13 protein-coding genes and 1 riboswitch are annotated in these 15,977 nt (G+C 36.8%); of the genes, 11 read left to right on the top strand and 2 right to left on the bottom strand.

The genetic code is table 11. The features are described 5' to 3' along the window. Window position 1 precedes the first annotated feature (1 nt). From rbsK to C2I06_RS15915, 3 genes are all read left to right on the top strand, one after another. A complete protein-coding gene (rbsK, locus tag C2I06_RS15925) occupies window positions 2–916 on the top strand; it encodes a ribokinase (RefSeq protein ID WP_095332719.1) in 915 nt (304 codons plus the stop codon). Between the two features lie 327 nt (window positions 917–1,243). Further along, the gene (locus C2I06_RS15920) at window positions 1,244–2,887 is read left to right on the top strand and encodes a PTS transporter subunit IIBC (protein WP_206427974.1); all 1,644 of its coding nucleotides are present in this window, start codon (window positions 1,244–1,246) and stop codon (window positions 2,885–2,887) included. Continuing rightward, a complete protein-coding gene (locus tag C2I06_RS15915; protein WP_095332721.1) occupies window positions 2,884–3,723 on the top strand; it encodes an endonuclease/exonuclease/phosphatase family protein in 840 nt (279 codons plus the stop codon). The genes C2I06_RS15920 and C2I06_RS15915 overlap by 4 nt, the downstream gene beginning before the upstream one ends. A 135-nt stretch (window positions 3,724–3,858) precedes the next feature. Here C2I06_RS15915 and guaD read toward each other — a convergent pair whose 3' ends face one another. After that, window positions 3,859–5,226 carry a guanine deaminase gene (gene guaD, locus C2I06_RS15910; protein WP_123258408.1) on the bottom strand — a complete coding sequence of 456 codons (1,368 nt, stop codon included), beginning with the start codon at window positions 5,224–5,226 and terminating at the stop codon, window positions 3,859–3,861. 158 nt (window positions 5,227–5,384) lie between these two features. After that, window positions 5,385–5,486: riboswitch (purine riboswitch) on the top strand. A gap of 182 nt (window positions 5,487–5,668) precedes the next feature. Between guaD and C2I06_RS15905 the strand changes: the two genes are divergently transcribed. From C2I06_RS15905 to C2I06_RS15895, 3 genes are all read left to right on the top strand, one after another. Further along, window positions 5,669–7,027: a solute carrier family 23 protein gene (locus C2I06_RS15905; protein ID WP_249928235.1), complete on the top strand. Its 1,359-nt coding sequence runs from the start codon at window positions 5,669–5,671 to the stop codon at window positions 7,025–7,027. Window positions 7,028–7,052: 25 nt separating this feature from the next. Next, complete coding sequence (locus C2I06_RS15900) at window positions 7,053–8,057, top strand: aromatic ring-hydroxylating dioxygenase subunit alpha (RefSeq protein ID WP_095332725.1); 1,005 nt, start codon at window positions 7,053–7,055, stop codon at window positions 8,055–8,057. Window positions 8,058–8,285: 228 nt separating this feature from the next. Next, a complete protein-coding gene (locus C2I06_RS15895; protein WP_123258407.1) occupies window positions 8,286–8,846 on the top strand; it encodes a transposase in 561 nt (186 codons plus the stop codon). A gap of 235 nt (window positions 8,847–9,081) precedes the next feature. Here the strand turns inward: C2I06_RS15895 and C2I06_RS15890 are convergent, their stop codons facing one another. Continuing rightward, window positions 9,082–9,423: a hypothetical protein gene (locus C2I06_RS15890; protein WP_095332729.1), complete on the bottom strand. Its 342-nt coding sequence runs from the start codon at window positions 9,421–9,423 to the stop codon at window positions 9,082–9,084. A 178-nt stretch (window positions 9,424–9,601) separates the two neighbouring features. Here C2I06_RS15890 and C2I06_RS15885 point away from each other — a divergent pair, with 178 nt between their 5' ends. From C2I06_RS15885 to C2I06_RS15865, 5 genes are all read left to right on the top strand, one after another. Beyond that, a complete protein-coding gene (locus C2I06_RS15885) occupies window positions 9,602–10,102 on the top strand; it encodes a hypothetical protein (protein ID WP_095332731.1) in 501 nt (166 codons plus the stop codon). 893 nt (window positions 10,103–10,995) lie between these two features. Next, window positions 10,996–12,693 (top strand): NAD-dependent malic enzyme, encoded by a 1,698-nt coding sequence (locus C2I06_RS15880; protein ID WP_095332733.1) that lies wholly within the window; start codon window positions 10,996–10,998, stop codon window positions 12,691–12,693. Window positions 12,694–12,783: 90 nt separating this feature from the next. Further along, window positions 12,784–13,731, top strand: a complete 948-nt coding sequence (locus tag C2I06_RS15875; protein ID WP_095332735.1) for an AEC family transporter — start codon at window positions 12,784–12,786, stop codon at window positions 13,729–13,731. 208 nt (window positions 13,732–13,939) lie between these two features. Next, window positions 13,940–14,170: a hypothetical protein gene (locus C2I06_RS15870; protein ID WP_123258406.1), complete on the top strand. Its 231-nt coding sequence runs from the start codon at window positions 13,940–13,942 to the stop codon at window positions 14,168–14,170. A 493-nt stretch (window positions 14,171–14,663) separates the two neighbouring features. Beyond that, window positions 14,664–15,899 carry an MFS transporter gene (locus C2I06_RS15865; RefSeq protein WP_123258405.1) on the top strand — a complete coding sequence of 412 codons (1,236 nt, stop codon included), beginning with the start codon at window positions 14,664–14,666 and terminating at the stop codon, window positions 15,897–15,899. Window positions 15,900–15,977: the final 78 nt, after the last annotated feature.

The following is a 15,977-nucleotide window of genomic DNA, read 5'->3' as shown; positions in this document are numbered from 1 at the left end:
AATGAATTATGATATCGTAGTTGTCGGCAGTATTAATATGGATATAATTGTAGAAGCACCGAAGTATCCAGCATATGGGGATACGATGTTTTGTGATTCGATTAAGATGCTGCCAGGGGGAAAGGGAGCAAACCAAGCTGTCTCTGTAGCGAAGCTTGGCAAAAAAACTTGTTTAGTTGGATCAGTTGGAAAAGATAGTGCAGGAAATCAATTGATTGAGAATTTACAGGCCAAAAATGTGGATACTAGTTATATTGTGAAAAGTGAAGAATCAGGCACTGGTACTTTTGTTGCGATTGTTGACAGTTCAGGTGAAAACACAATGGTTGGAACAAAGGGAGCAAATGATTCTCTATCAAAAGAAGATATCGAGAAGATATTTGCCCAAATAGATGCGAAAATTCTGCTCGTCCAATTGGAAACTAGCAAGGAATCTATCATCGCTGCGATGCAGGCTGCTAAAGAACGTGGAATGTATGTAATCCTAGATCCAGCACCTGCAGATGGAATCTTTGAGGAAGCCTTTCAATATGCTGACTTAGTAACACCAAACAAACAAGAAACAAAACGCATCACTGGAATTGATGTAATAAATAAAGAAACAGCACTAGAAGCAGCGAAAAAACTAAATGAAAAAGGCATTTCTGATGTCATTGTCAAAATGGGCGAACATGGAAGCTTAGTATACAAAAATGGAGAAGCAACAGTAGTAGATGCTATTAAAGTGAAAGCAGTGGATACAGTAGGAGCAGGCGACTGCTTTGCAGGTGCTCTTGCTAGTGCCTATTTAGATACGAATGATTTAGTAAAAGCGGCTAATTTCGCAAGCGTTGCAGCAGGAATAAAAGTATCGCGGAGCGGCGGCCAAGAAGCAATCCCAACTTTGAATGAAGTGGAAGGGTATTTGGTGAAGTAAGGATTTGGTTATATTAAAAAACTTGATAAAATCCTCATCCATAGTGGTGGGGATTTTTTAGTATGGTGTCAGGCACCACAAAAAGACAACCGGTCTTTTTTGTCCATAGGAGATAGACAGTTAGGTTAACAGAAGCAATTTATTTATCATTCTTTTTAAAAGCAGGATTTTTTCTGAAGGTGATTCCGCTTAATGCAATCGTTTGCGTTGTTTTTGCAATCGATTACTAAAATTATGAATATTTTTCTTGTAAAATGGTAGATATATTACTATAATCATAGATATGATTTAATGCAAACGTTTTAATTGGAAATAGGAGGGAACACAATGAAAAAGATGTTGTCATTTGAATTTTGGCAAAAATTTGGGAAAGCATTGATGGTAGTGGTAGCTGTTATGCCGGCAGCTGGAATTATGATTAGTTTAGGTAAGCTGATTGCCATGATCGATGCTTCTGTTTTTATCACAATTGGAAGCGTTGTAGAGAATATTGGTTGGGGGATTATTGGGAATTTACATATTTTATTTGCTTTAGCAATTGGTGGTTCGTGGGCAAAGGAAAAAGCAGGCGGGGCCTTTGCTGCGGGGATTGCCTTCTTATTAATTAATAGAATTACAGGCTCTATCTTTGGGGTCACAAATGAAATGCTATCTGAAGATGGCGCATTTACGCATACTTTATTTGGAACGAAGATTTTAGTAGAAGGATATTTTACAAGTGTATTGGAAGCGCCTGCACTTAATATGGGTGTTTTCGTGGGGATTATCTCCGGCTTTATCGGAGCAATTGTCTATAATAAATATTACAATTTCAGAAAGCTGCCAGATGCACTGGCCTTCTTTAATGGAAAACGATTTGTACCGTTTGTGGTTATCCTTTGGTCTGTTATCGTTTCCTTGATCCTTGCGGTGATTTGGCCAACGATTCAAACAGGAATTAACCATTTTGGACTGTGGATTGCGACTTCAAGTGAAAGCGCTCCAATCCTAGCGCCTTTTATCTATGGTACAGCTGAACGTCTACTTATTCCATTTGGTCTACACCATATGTTAACGATTCCAATTAACTATACCTCACTAGGTGGAACATATACGATCATGTCTGGTGTGATGGCTGGTAAGGAAGTATTTGGACAAGATCCACTTTGGCTAGCATGGGCAAGTGATTTAGTGAATCTACAAAATGCGGGTGATACTGCGGCATATAATCAACTGCTATCTTCTGTTACTCCAGCCCGTTTTAAAGTAGGGCAGATGATTGGTGCGACAGCAATTTTGATGGGTGTCGCTGTTGCAATCTACCGAAATGTAGATATGGATAAAAAGAAAAAATATAAATCAATGATTTTTTCCGCAGCCATCGCTGTCTTTTTAACAGGGGTTACAGAGCCTTTAGAATTTATGTTTATGTTTGCTGCTCCAGTACTTTACGTTGTGTATGCTATCTTACAAGGATTAGCTTTTGCTTCTGCGGATATTGTTCATTTACGTCTCCATTCCTTTGGAAACTTAGAATTGATCACACGTTTGCCGATTGCTTTTAAAGCAGGCTTGGGAGGCGACGTCCTAAACTTTGTAATTGTATGTATTGTCTTCTTTATAGTGAGCTATTTTATTGCGAATTTCATGATTAAGAAATTTAATTTTTCAACACCAGGTCGTAATGGTAACTATGAAAGTGATGCAGATTCTAACACCATAGAAGCTGGAAACGCTGGTCCTACTAACAGCCAAGTCTTAGAAATTGTCGACTTATTAGGCGGAAAAGCTAATATTACCGATGTAGATGCCTGTATGACAAGGTTGCGTGTTTCCGTAAAAGAGCTAGATAAAGTTGGCGATGAATCGTCATGGAAAGCAGCTGGCGCAATGGGCTTAATTAAGAAGGATGGCGGTGTTCAAGCTATCTATGGTCCAAAGGCTGACATTCTGAAATCGGATATTAATGACTATTTGGAGCAAAGTGAATGAAATTATTAACTTTAAATACCCATAGCTGGATAGAAGAAAGACCTTTAGAAAAACTGAAAGCGATCAAGGAGCAATTGCTGGCTGATTCCTATGATGTTATTTCCTTACAGGAAGTAAATCAATCGATGGATGCAGAGGAAGCGGAGGTGGATTCTTTTTTCATTGCCCCCAATCAAGATACAGTGATTAAAAAAGATAACTTTGCGTTTCTTCTCCAGCAGGAGCTGAAGAAAGAAGGGCTCAAATTTTATTGGAGCTGGGTTCCTAGTCATATTGGTTACGACCAATATGATGAAGGAATCGCCATTCTTACTCGATTTAAAGTAACAAATGCAAGAGGGATATTGCTGTCCCGCAAAGATGATTATACAGATTATCATACAAGAAAAGCCTTGGAAGTTCGTTTTCAAGCAAATAAAAAAAACTATTTAGTGTACGGATTGCACCTCTCTTGGTGGCAGGATGAAACCGGAAGCTATCCTTTCTTGTATGAATGGAACAAGCTTGTTGAAGCATGGGAAGTGGAAGCACGGGCAGGTGGATCTATCTTGTTGATGGGCGATTTTAATAACCCTGCCCATATCGAAGAGGAAGGGTATAGTGTTGTTTCCAAGCACCCCTATATAAAGGACGCTTTTCTAGATGCCACGCTCAAAAATGGCAGCCATACTGTGGAGAAGAGAATTGATGGCTGGGAGAATAATAGTGATCTTCTGCGGATTGATTATATCTTTGTTTCTTCTAATCTCTCTGTTTATTCATATGAAACGGTTTTTGATGGAAGAACAACGCCGGTTGTGTCTGATCATTTTGGGGTGAAGGTAGAGATAGGGTGACAGGCACCATAAAAAGACACTGTTTCTCTACAAAGGACACTTCGTATTAGCTTTTTTATTTAGTAGAAGCACCCTAATCAAACGTTTGATTAGGGTGCTTCATGCTATCTGATTGATTGTAGACTAATAGAATTCTCAAGAACGGGAGTGAACTTTCTCTCCTTGAACCCAAACTTCCGAGATATTATCTGGGCGTACGAGATAGAGGATCTTTTGGAAAATATCATCTAAATCTTCTGCTTCAGAGAAAATCGGTAATTTTGCAGTTGGTGCTTTTGTATCGATGATTTGTACATCCCATGTGTAGTTTTCTTGTAAACGTCCGATTGGCAGACTTAAGCTTTCACCACCGCCGGCAGTTGCTAAATAAAAGGCTTCATGAATAGAAATTCGGGAATCTGGAACGCCTCTTTCCTCTGCGGGAAGAGTTGGATTTACGCCATCTTCTAGCATTCTCGAGGAAACAACGGCCTGCTTCGCATTATCATAAAGACTTGGAGTGGCACCAGCGGAAATATCTGTACCTAGTCCGATATCAATTCCCATTGATTGAAATCGTTTTATGGGCAGTACGCTATTGGCGAAGTAAGCATTCGATAGCGGACAATGGCTGATGGCTGTGCCAGTTTCCGCAAATAACGCGGCATCGTTGTCATCTAAGAAGTTACAATGAGCCATAACCGATTTGTTGCCTAATAATCCAAAATCATGGAGAGCAAACGCATCATGCTTACCTAAGCGTTCTTTTACATAATCATGGGCCCAGTCACTTTCACTGCAATGGGACTGAATATGGGTATCATATTTCGCCGCCAACTTCCCAAGACCCTTAAGGGCTTCATCAGAGCAGCTTGGAATAAAGCGAGGTGTAACAACAGGATAAACACCTTGTTTCGTCTCTTTAGCTAACTCTTTCACAGCTAAAATAAATGACTCTGTATCAGCTAGAGCTGTTTTTGTATCAGCATCTCGGTAATAGGATGGATTTTGTTCTGGATCATCCATGACGACCTTACCTACTAAACCTCGTTGACCCTTTTCTGCACAGATTTTTGCTAATAACAAACTCGCCTCTTTGTGGACAGTTGCGAAATAAAGAACGGTTGTTGTTCCATTTGCGAGCAAGGTGCTTACTAAGTCTTCATATACTGTTGTGGCAAAGGATAAATCTGCATACTTCGCTTCTAATGGAAATGTATAGGTATGCAGCCAATCGTATAGTGGAATATCTAAAGCTGTACCCGACTGTGCCCATTGTGGTGCATGAACATGCAAGTCTACAAAACCAGGCAAGAAATATTGCCCCTCTGCTAAACGGTGGAAGTTAGCTTGGCCCTCATAAGTCTCCAACAAGGTGGAATATTCGGACTGTTCCGGTCCGACCATTTTTTTTATCATTCCATTGGTATCGATAAAGAATAAATAGTCTTTCAATATAGTTACTTTTTTGGGAGACTCACTAGAAAAAGCAGTTCCTTGAAAAATATGCGTATAATTGCTCATAAACACCTTCCTAATGTTCGTGTTTTGTGTTAATATAGTTATTGTAGCAAGTTGATAATTACTAGTAAATAAAAAAATTTATTGTGTATTTTAAAAAATGAAGTGAATGTTGATGGTGAGCTTGAAAGTTGCAAAAGGTTTCAGGTCGCTATAATATTCAAAAAAAAATAGTGTATTTTCATATAATCGTAGGGATATGGCCTACAAGTTTCTACCTGTTTACCGTAAATAAACTGACTATGAAAAGCAGAGATAAAATGGACATAACGCCCCTTTATAGGGAGATGTCTATTCTTGTCATACTTTGATTATAAAGGGCTCGAAGTGCATGCTTTTCTTTTGTTAAGGAAGGTATGTACTTCGAGCTTTTTCTGTTCGGTGAATTTACTTATTAACGAAGAAACAAAGATTATAGGAAGTATCATCAATAGGGGGTACTGGAATGGAGAAGATGGCAAAGGATTTGGAAGCAAAGGGGAAGATACAGGAAGGAAAAGAAGAAATTACTGTCGGCAAATCGATCTTTCTAGGAGTTCAGCAAATATTAGCGATGGATTTGTTTATCCCACCGATTATCTTGGCAGGTTTATTATCCTTTTCTGTACAGGATAGTTCATTGCTGATCCAAATGACTTTTATCGCATGTGGAATTGCAACGATTATTCAAGCAGGCTTTGCAATGAAGCTTCCTGTTATGCAAGGACCTTCCTTTGTACCATTAAGTGCACTTGCAGCAATTGGAACGACATCAGGAATTGGAGCGATGATAGGCAGCTTAATACCTGGTGCGTTAATTATTGCCTTACTTGGTTATCCGCTTAAACTCTATAGTAAAGTGGTTAGAAAAGTCATCCCGCCGATTGTTGCTGGGACCGTTATTGTGGTTGTAGGGATTTCTTTAATGCCGAGTGCGATTAATTCTATTTATACAGCAGAGGGTAGTTTTGGCGAAAATATCTTGGTTGCGACCGTTACAGCGGCTGTATTGATTTTCTGTATGTACGTAGGGGAAAAGGCTAAATCTAAATGGAAATATATAAAGGTAGTATCGGTTATCTTAGCGTTAGGATTAGGCTCGCTTGTTGCTTCTTTCTTCGGTTTAGTTAGTTTTGCCTCATTAGAAAATGCAAGCTGGTTTCAAATGCCAAGTCTATTTGCATTTGGAGCGCCACAATTCAATGTTCATGCCATTCTTGTTATGATTGTAGTTTATTTAATTGTCACTATTGAAACGACGGGAACATGGTTTACTGTAAGCAATGTAACGGGCGAAGAGCTGAATGATAAGCGTTTAAATGGCGGCGCATTTGGAGAAGGGTTAGGCTGTTTTGTCGGTTCTTTCTTTGGCGGAACACCAGTAACGGGCTATTCCTCTAATGCTGGTATTATTGCGATTACAGGAGTAAAGAGTCGTAAGCCAATTATTATGGGTGGAATTATGTTAGTTATTCTAGGAATGATGCCAAAGCTGACGAGTTTGATTGCTTGCATCCCTAGTGTGGTGATTAATAGTGTATTTGCGATTTTATGCGTAATCATTATGATGAATGGATTTAAAGTCGTGAAAGGATTGGAATTTACGGAGAGAAATATGATTGTTATTGGAGTTCCAATTATGCTTGCTTTATTTGCTGTGTTAATGCCGGCAAATGTGTTAAATGGCCTGCCTGAAATTGTAACTTACTTTGTATCATCAGGGACAGCTATAGGAGCCATTGCTGCATTAATCCTTAATCTAGTTCTGCCGCAAAAACAAGGAGAGCGTGTAAATACAAACAAGCCAACGGTAAATGTTAACTAAAAATAGGAACAGGAGAGGCGCGATTATGCAACAAGATAGACTATGGAATGAATGGCATCCAGTATGTAAAGCAGAGGAATTGCTGGATGATCCGAAACAAGTATTTGTGCTTGGGGAAAGAGTAGCCATTTTTCGAAATGAGAAGGGCGTTCATGCCTTTAAAGATTTGTGTATTCATAGAGGAGCGGCGCTTTCACTTGGTAAGGTGAAAAACGGGAATTTAGTTTGTGCATACCATGCTTGGGAATACGATTGTGCAGGAGCATGTGTCAAGATACCGGCATTGCCAAATGGACGAGCTATTCCAAGAAAAGCGAAAGCAACTGTTTATCATTGTGAGGAATATCTTGGACTTATTTGGGTGAATCTGGGGGACGATCCAGCACCGCTTATTTCTTATCCTGAATATAGTACAGAAGGATATCGAACAGCAATATGTGGTCCTTATGAGGTAAAAGCAAATGCACCGCGAATCATTGAAAACTTCCTTGATGTTTCTCATCTTATGTTTGTTCATGAAGGCTTGCTTGGGGATGAGGACCATGCGGAAGTGGTCGATTATAAAGTGGATTTTATTGATAACCGTTTTATTACAAGCAAAATTCCTGTCTACCAGCCCAATCCAGATGGACGCTCAAAAGGTGGATATGCCAATTATGTGTATGAAATTCTAAATCCAACAACTGCTCGTTTCACGAAAACAACAGATGGATCAGAAGACGCGTTGACGATTTTGCTTGTCGTCAATCAAGAAGATAACGAACAGTCGAAAGCCTTTATGCTGCTAACAAGAAACTATGATTTAGATAAACCAGATGAACCATTTATCGAATTCCAGGATAAAATCTTTTATCAAGATTTAGATATTGTTCAAAGCCAAAAGCCGGAATTATTGCCATTGGATCTACAGGCGGAATTGCATCTTAAGTCAGACGCCCTGACGATCAGCTACCGTAGATGGCTGCAGGAACTTGGGGTGGAGAATGGAACAACTCCTGGTGACAGGCACCATAAAAAGACAAAAAGCTAATTCTGTCTCTCTCTGAAGGACAAAGGGGAAGAGGGATCATTTTTTGATTTCTTTTCCTATTTTTTTGTCGGAAAATGGAGGGATTTTGTCTGGGAGGTAGAATGTTATATTTTAAGCTGCCTCTCTTTATCTTATTCCTAGGATACAGTTATAAGTCCCTTTGCTAATCTCCCTCGATTTTATCCTTCATAATATGCAAGCAAATTTCATAAAAAAGGAGGTTGTTCGTTGCCTAGAAAAAAGCGTGTTTGGTATCCTGGTGCTAGTTATCATATTACAAGTCGAGGTATTCGCCGTACTTCTTTATTTTTTGACGAGGAAGATCGTAAAAAGTATCTTCGATTGTTGACAGAAGTAATGGAGGAAAAGCCATTTATTCTGCAAACCTATTGTTTGATGACAAATCACATCCATCTTCAAATAAAAACCCTTCAACATTCCCCAAGTGACATTATAAGAACTCTTCATTTTAATTACGCGATATATTTCAATAAAAAATATGATTTTACAGGGCATGTGTTTGAAAGTCGTTATGGATCTGAGTTGATCACTTCTGCTCAATATGAATTAGAGGTCAATCGGTACATTCATCTTAATCCAATTCGAGCTGGTATCGTAGAACGCTTGGAAGAGTATCCTTGGAGCAGTTATTTTGACTATATAGAGGCCAAAGAGGGAAGTATGGTAAATTCAGAACGGATTTTTGCTTATTTTCCCGACCCCAAACCTGAGCAATATCTTCAATTTTTACATGCAAGAGGAAAAGAATCTGATCAATATCCAATTTAAGGTTTGCGATATTAGCTTTAGGATAGTTGAATAAGACCTTATTTGAAGAGTTTTTTCTTCTTTCTTTACTGTACTGATAAAACTATTAATTAAAAATGTCTGTTCACTTGGATAAGCTTTATAGCCTATATTAAAGAACAAAAAAATAATAAGCCTCATGCTTTTTTAATACCCAAACCTCCAAATAGTTGTATTTCTCCTCAAAAACAACACACTACAACAAAATTCTTATATCTTATTTTACTTTTTCGATGGCTATTATATCCGTTGTGGAAGTCAATATGATTTGATGCACTCCATTGCTATAATAAGTCGAGGCCCCCGCTTGTTCTCCTTTTTTCCAGCCATTTGATTTTATGGCTTTTACATATCCAAAGGGAATCCCGTGTTCTTCTGATGCATTTGACCATTTATATGTTTTTGAAGTTTCAGTTTCTCTTATCATTTCAGCACTTCTAGGAACTGGGAAGTCATAAAAATCTTTTGAAGGTGGATATGGAAAATAGATAAAGAAATAATAGCATCCTCCTATTAACAAAATAGTTAAAGCAAATGTTAGAAATAATTTTTTCTTCAAAATACTTCCCCTCTCTAAAGTACTTATATTTAAAAATCTAATAGATGTATTTATCCATAATGTTAATGTAAAAACGATTATTTATCTATGTTAGTTGGAGGAAATTTTCTTGCTTAATCAGTGTCCATTCCTCCTATTATTTTTGTTAAAATACTAGATAAAAATGGAGGTTTTTGCAGTGGAGAATTCCGGAAATTTTACAATAATTGTACCTAACGAGTTTAATTTTTTATTATATCTTTATAATTGGATTGATAAAAAGGAATTTCCTCATTTTGAAGTTAGGGTTGAAAATTTAGATATTAATGAAATTAAAAAAAATATTATTGAGCAATGGAACCTATATTTTGAACAATTACTTAATAATGGTGAGTATATTCAATATATAGAAGTGGAAAATTCACTTGCGGAAGAAGTCTTAGTAGGTTTAGATTCAAAACAAAAAGAAAATATTGTTAATCAGTATAATTCATGGTGGTATCATCAATCTTCCATTGGATATTATCAAATAATTGAAAAAGCTATTTCCTATCATAAAAAAATCAACCTGATAAGGTCTATTTTAAATATTGAAACTTATCCTTATTTATTAATAACTTATGACTCAATTCCTAAAGAATTTAGCGTAAATAATAGTGATTTTTATTTTATTTCTCAAAATAGTATATTAACTCTCTAAAAAACATAATATAAAAGTCGAGTGAGATTAACATTAAGCTCAATGAATATAACATTTGTGCACCTTATTAACACGAAGTGAACATTTAATTTATCGTATAAATATAGCTCTTGTTATATGATGAAAAAAGGTAACATTGAGACTTGCTTCTAATGCTCTTGGACAGAGCTCAATCATTACGTGAATGAAGGATTATTTTATAGTTTTTTGAACATATTAAAATGAAACGTGGGGATAATATTTATAACCACTTTATGTATTGCAAAAGTGATACAATTATGATCCTTCTACCTAGACTGGCATTCATGGACGTTGACGAGTAAATTTCTTCTTGTATGAAAAAGAATGAAGTGGAAATAGGTATTTTTTCGACAAAAGTTGAAGGCAGAAAACAGTCTTCATCAGGAGGCTGTTTTTTATAAAATTTTCATTCGACAATGAAGCAACTTAAATTTACCTTGTTCTCCTAATAAGGGGTAAAGAGTAAGCTGGAGGTAAAACCTAAAAACAAAGGTGCTAGATTGTTTCCACTAAAGATACATGGCTTCATTGTTTTTTTTTCTATAATGATAAAGCGGTACCATCTACGCGGCTACTAAAGTCCCATCCTTTTTCATAAACTTTTGTCTAAATCAATTCCTTGACAAGTATTTTTAGCAGGAGTATATTTGGTTACGAATTATAACTAGGGTAGAAAAAGTTATTAAAAAAAGAATAAGAATGACCTATAGATTAATGGAGAGAAGGGGGAAGAAGAAGTATTAGTTAACTATAGGAAGGAACGAGGCTTAATAAAACCTCGTAAGGAAAAGAAGTGTCGGAAATTATCTTGAATTAAAGATATCTTAATTTGAGAATTTCTGTTAACTTAAAAAAGAAAGAAGGAGCAAGACATGGCAATAGGTACAATTAGTAAACAAGATGTTATTCAAACAAATTTAAAAGGAAAACAGCTTTTATTAAATCCTTTTCTTAATAAAGGCGTAGCTTTTTCGAAAGAAGAACGTCAAGAGCTTGGTTTAAATGGTTTATTACCAACTCAAATTCTAACATTAGAAGAACAAGCAAAACGTATTTACGAACAATTTTCTGCCCAAACAAGTGATTTACGTAAAAACGGTCTTTTATATGATTTGTATAATCGAAACGTTGTTCTATTTTATAAAGTACTTCAGGATAACCTGAACGAAATGCTGCCCATTATTTACACTCCAACTGTTGGCGAAGTGATTCAAAAGTACTCTCATGAATACCATATTCCTGGTGGATTATACTTATCTATCGATAATATGGAGAACATGGAAGAAGCTTTTAACAATTTAAATATTCCTAGTGATGGAATTGATTTAATTGTAGTAACCGATTCAGAAAGTATTCTTGGTATTGGAGATCAAGGTGTCGGTGGTATTAATATTGCAATCGGTAAACTAGCTGTTTATACGGCAGCAGCTGGCATAGATCCTAGTAGAGTGCTTCCAATTGTGTTGGATGTGGGAACGAACAACGAAGCTTTAATTCAAGATCCATTATATCTTGGTAACAAGTTTAGTCGTGTTCGCGGCAAAAGCTATGATCAGTTTATTGAACGATTTGTGGAAAATGCATTGAAAACTTTTCCAGATGTTCTCCTTCATTGGGAAGACCTTGGTAATGTAAATGCTCGTGCAATCATGGAAAAATACAGTGATAAAATTCTTACTTTCAATGATGATATCCAAGGAACAGGTGCTGTTACTTTGGCGGCAATTATGTCTGCTTTAAAAGTTACGAAAGAGTCTCTTTCTGATCAGCGAGTTGTTATCTTTGGACCAGGTGCTGCTGGTATTGGGAACGCAGATCAAATGGTAGAAACAATGGTATTAGAGGGAGTTTCAAGAGAAGAAGCGTATAATCGCTTTTGGCCAATTGACTTCCGTGGGTTATTAACAGACGAAACAGCAGATGTTGTAGCATTCCAACAACCATATGTTCGTTCTGCAAAAGAAGTAGCAGATTGGGAAAGAAACGAGGAAAATATTATTCCGCTTCTAGAAGTTATTAGAAAAGTAAAGCCGACTATTCTTATTGGTACTTCTGGACAAGCAGGTGCCTTCTCTGAAGAGGTGGTAAAAGAGATGGCCAAGCATGTAGAGCGTCCGATTATCATGCCAATGTCTAATCCAACTCCATTAGCAGAAGCTACACCAGAAGACATTATTAAATGGACAGATGGGAAAGCACTAATTGCTACTGGTAGTCCATTTAAAGACGTGGAATATAACGGTGTCACATATGAAATTGGTCAATCCAATAATGCATTTGTATTTCCAGGACTAGGGTTGGGAGCAATTATTGCAAAAGCTGCTATTATTTCAAAAGGAATGTTTGCGGCCTCCGCAAATGCAGTTGCATCATTAGCTGATAGCAGCTCGCTTGGGGCATCAATTCTCCCTTCCATTGATAAATTACAAGAGGTATCTAAGGCCGTAGCTATAGCAGTAGCGGAAGCTGCAATCAAAGAAGGAATTGCGCAAGCGAAAATAGAGGATATAGAACAAGCGCTTAATGACTATATGTGGAAGCCAGAATATAAAACAATAACATTAAAATAAGACAAGTAAATAAATAGAATCGTCTTGCAATCACTGTAAGACGATTCAAACAGCTTAGAAACGAACAAAGGGAAAGTGAAGTGAACTACCATGTCTCTTGGGCATATATTTTTAGTATTAATCCCCATCTTTTTTACCATTATTTTAGGATATTTAGGTGGCTATTTAAACATTTTTAATGCTGATTCTTCTAAAGGTCTCAATACATTAGTAACAAAATTTGCATTACCAGCGCATTTATTTATTGGAATTACAACCACATCGAAGCAAACACTAATCGATCAATGGCCGTTTTTCTTAAATATGTTTATTGGTATTATTGGTTTTTATGTCATATTACTACTTATTTCGAAGTTTGTTTTTAAATATGATGTTACAAAAGCTTCGATGTTCTCGTTAAATTCTACGCAGCCGGCATTTGCCTTTATGGGGATTTCTGTGCTTGGTAGTTTATTCGGACAACAAGAAGTTGCTATTCCTATTGCGATTACAGGAATTGTGGTTAATGCCATTTTAGATCCTTTAGCAACAATTGTGGGGAATATTGGCGAAAGCAATAAAGGGAAAGCAAAGGATGAGAAGGGAAGCACAATAGGTATTATTTTACATGGATTAAGTGAACCACTTGCATGTATTCCATTACTAGCAGTTGTATTGACACTATGTGGTTTCCACTCACCAGAAATAATACAAAGTGCGCTTGATCAGATTGGCTCTGTAACATCTGGTGTTGCGTTATTTGCGGTAGGGGTAACCGTAGGTATTCGCAAAATCAATTTCCAAGGAGTTGCTTTTGGTATTTCGCTATTAAAAGTGATAGTGCTACCATTATTTATGATATTGGTTGCTCATCTAGTAGGATTAAACCACGCCGATACTGTAAAAGCTATTTTATTAGTAGCATTTCCAGGATCAGCCGTTGCAGCGATGATTTCAACTAGATTCGATTCGCTAACAACGGAAACAGCATCTTCTTTCGTGATTAGCACTATATTATCATTAATTACATTACCAATCTTTATAACCTGGTTAATTTAATTAATTTAATAAATGAAAAAGAAGCAGAAGGGGGACTTTTCTGCTTCTTTTTTTAATGGTGACAGGTACCATAAAAAGACAACATCCCACATCTGTCTCTCTCAGAAGGACAAGGGAAATGAATCATTTTAGGGAAAAACGACAGCCTCTTCCTCTAACCAAAATGCTAAGATAATATTAATCAGAATAAGGGAGGGGACTCATCATCATGTTTTTCCTAAAAGATGATGGATTTGAATATAGCAAGACACAGCTAAAAACAGAAGTAATCGATATACATAATTTAGAAGACGGCTTTACTCAATTACAATTAAGATTTACATTTGACTTTAACTCTGGAGCATTTTCTCATGAGGTAACTTGGTCTAACTATGATATAGAATCTAGTAGTGTCCAAATTGGAAAATCCCACCCTTTCTGGAGACATCACAGCCATTGAACCCGACATTTCATTTAGCTATCAAAAGATGGAGGAAAATCTTTATACATTTTATATTCACTTTGACAATGGAATGATTCATTCAAACATGGGAACAGACTCAGGGATTAGCCTTAGATTAATAGTTCATAGACAGTCTTTGGTAAAGTGGACAAGGCAGATAACCAAACTATTACAGTATTCATAATAATCCTTCCTCCCTCATCCCCATTCCAGATGAGGATATTTTTGCATGACTCATACTATGTTATAATATCTGAAAATAATATCTGAAAATAAAAAATATTGTCATATTTTCTGACAATATGATAGATTTCCAAAAAAGTTAATAGTATTATACGTTTATGCTACTTCATTTTGAAACATCGTTCCGTTCAGTGAAACAATGCGGTTAGAAGGACATATAAAGATTATTTTAGGAGAGGAGCAGGTTTTGATAGAGAGATGACAGAATAGAAGGGATCATATTTAAGTTAAGGGGAGGAGTTATTCAGTGAATATAAAAGCATATGAAAATTCAGAGGTACCGGAAAAGAAGATAACGGGTTATCAATGGAAAACGCTATGGTCTTCAACGGTTGGATATGCCATGGATGGGCTAGATATGATGATTTTGGCTTATACGCTGCCGCTCATTATTGCTTTTTTTGGCATTAATCAAGCGCAGGCGGGAAGCCTTTCTACCATTACATTGCTTGGAGCTGTAATTGGTGGAATTGTATTTGGAGTAATGGCGGATAAATTTGGGCGAGTACGGGTGTTTACTTGGACTATTTTAATATTTTCTGTTTTTACAGGTTTATGTGCTTTAGCTCCTAATTTAGAAACATTTGCGATCTTCCGCTTTTTAGCTGGTTTAGGGCTTGGGGGCGAATTTGGAATTGGGATGACGCTTGTCAGTGAGACTTGGCCGAAGAAATATCGCTCTCGTGCTACATCTGTTGTAGCGGTCGGATTTCAGTTAGGGATTGTTCTTGCAACTTTAACGGTATTGTTTATTGCACCGAAATTCGGGTGGCATGGTGTATTCCTTGCAGGGGTAGTACCAGCGATTTTTGCGTTTTGGTCCCGCAAAAATTTAAAGGAACCAGAGATTTGGACAAAACTTAAAGAAGAAAATAAAAATAAGATTGCCATTGGACAATTATTTGCTTCAAAGGAAACAACGAAGATAACGATTGGCTTAATTATCGCCACAAGTGTTCAAAACTTTGGCTTTTATGGCATTATGACGTGGATGCCGACGATGCTTGCTTCGGAACTAGGTTACAATTTTAATAAAACAACTTTATGGACGGTAACAACGATTGTCGGGATGATATTAGGGATTTTAATCTTTGGTTATTTGGCAGACAAAATTGGACGCAGACCATCTTATATCACTTTCCTGATTGCGGCGGCAATTATTGTTTGGGTCTATTTCCAAGTAACATCGACAGCAGCTTTATTGCTTCTTGGCGGCGTATTAGGATTCTTTGTAAATGGGATGATGGGTGGATATGGAGCCCTGCTAGCAGAGCATTATAATACAGAAGTCCGTTCCACTGCAGAAAACATTATTTTTAATGTAGGGAGAGCAATCGCGGGATTTGCGCCATTTATTATTGGTTATATTTCTCTTAATCATTCTTTAAGCTATGCACTTAGCTTATTGTCCGGTGTTTACATTTTATCTGCATTAGCATTTATCTTTTTAATTCCAGAATCAAAGGATAAAGAGATTGTTTAAGAATTAAGGTTACAATCTATATTTTAAGAGAGAAGGATGTTTTGATGGCACCTTCTCTTATTTTAAAAAAATGGAACA

Origin of the sequence: Niallia circulans (assembly GCF_003726095.1) — a bacterium.
Lineage (GTDB): Bacteria > Bacillota > Bacilli > Bacillales > Cytobacillaceae > Niallia > Niallia circulans_A.
This window is presented reverse-complemented; position numbering and strand designations above follow the sequence as displayed.

Coding starts and splice junctions, on each gene's coding strand:
- C2I06_RS15915 (WP_095332721.1), top strand. CDS start 2,884: ATGAAATTATTAACTTTAAATACCCATAGCTGGATAGAAGAAAGACCT.
- C2I06_RS15870 (WP_123258406.1), top strand. CDS start 13,940: ATGTTTTTCCTAAAAGATGATGGATTTGAATATAGCAAGACACAGCTA.
- C2I06_RS15905 (WP_249928235.1), top strand. CDS start 5,669: ATGGAGAAGATGGCAAAGGATTTGGAAGCAAAGGGGAAGATACAGGAA.
- C2I06_RS15920 (WP_206427974.1), top strand. CDS start 1,244: ATGAAAAAGATGTTGTCATTTGAATTTTGGCAAAAATTTGGGAAAGCA.
- C2I06_RS15900 (WP_095332725.1), top strand. CDS start 7,053: ATGCAACAAGATAGACTATGGAATGAATGGCATCCAGTATGTAAAGCA.
- rbsK (WP_095332719.1), top strand. CDS start 2: ATGAATTATGATATCGTAGTTGTCGGCAGTATTAATATGGATATAATT.
- guaD (WP_123258408.1), bottom strand. CDS start 5,226: ATGAGCAATTATACGCATATTTTTCAAGGAACTGCTTTTTCTAGTGAG.
- C2I06_RS15880 (WP_095332733.1), top strand. CDS start 10,996: ATGGCAATAGGTACAATTAGTAAACAAGATGTTATTCAAACAAATTTA.
- C2I06_RS15875 (WP_095332735.1), top strand. CDS start 12,784: ATGTCTCTTGGGCATATATTTTTAGTATTAATCCCCATCTTTTTTACC.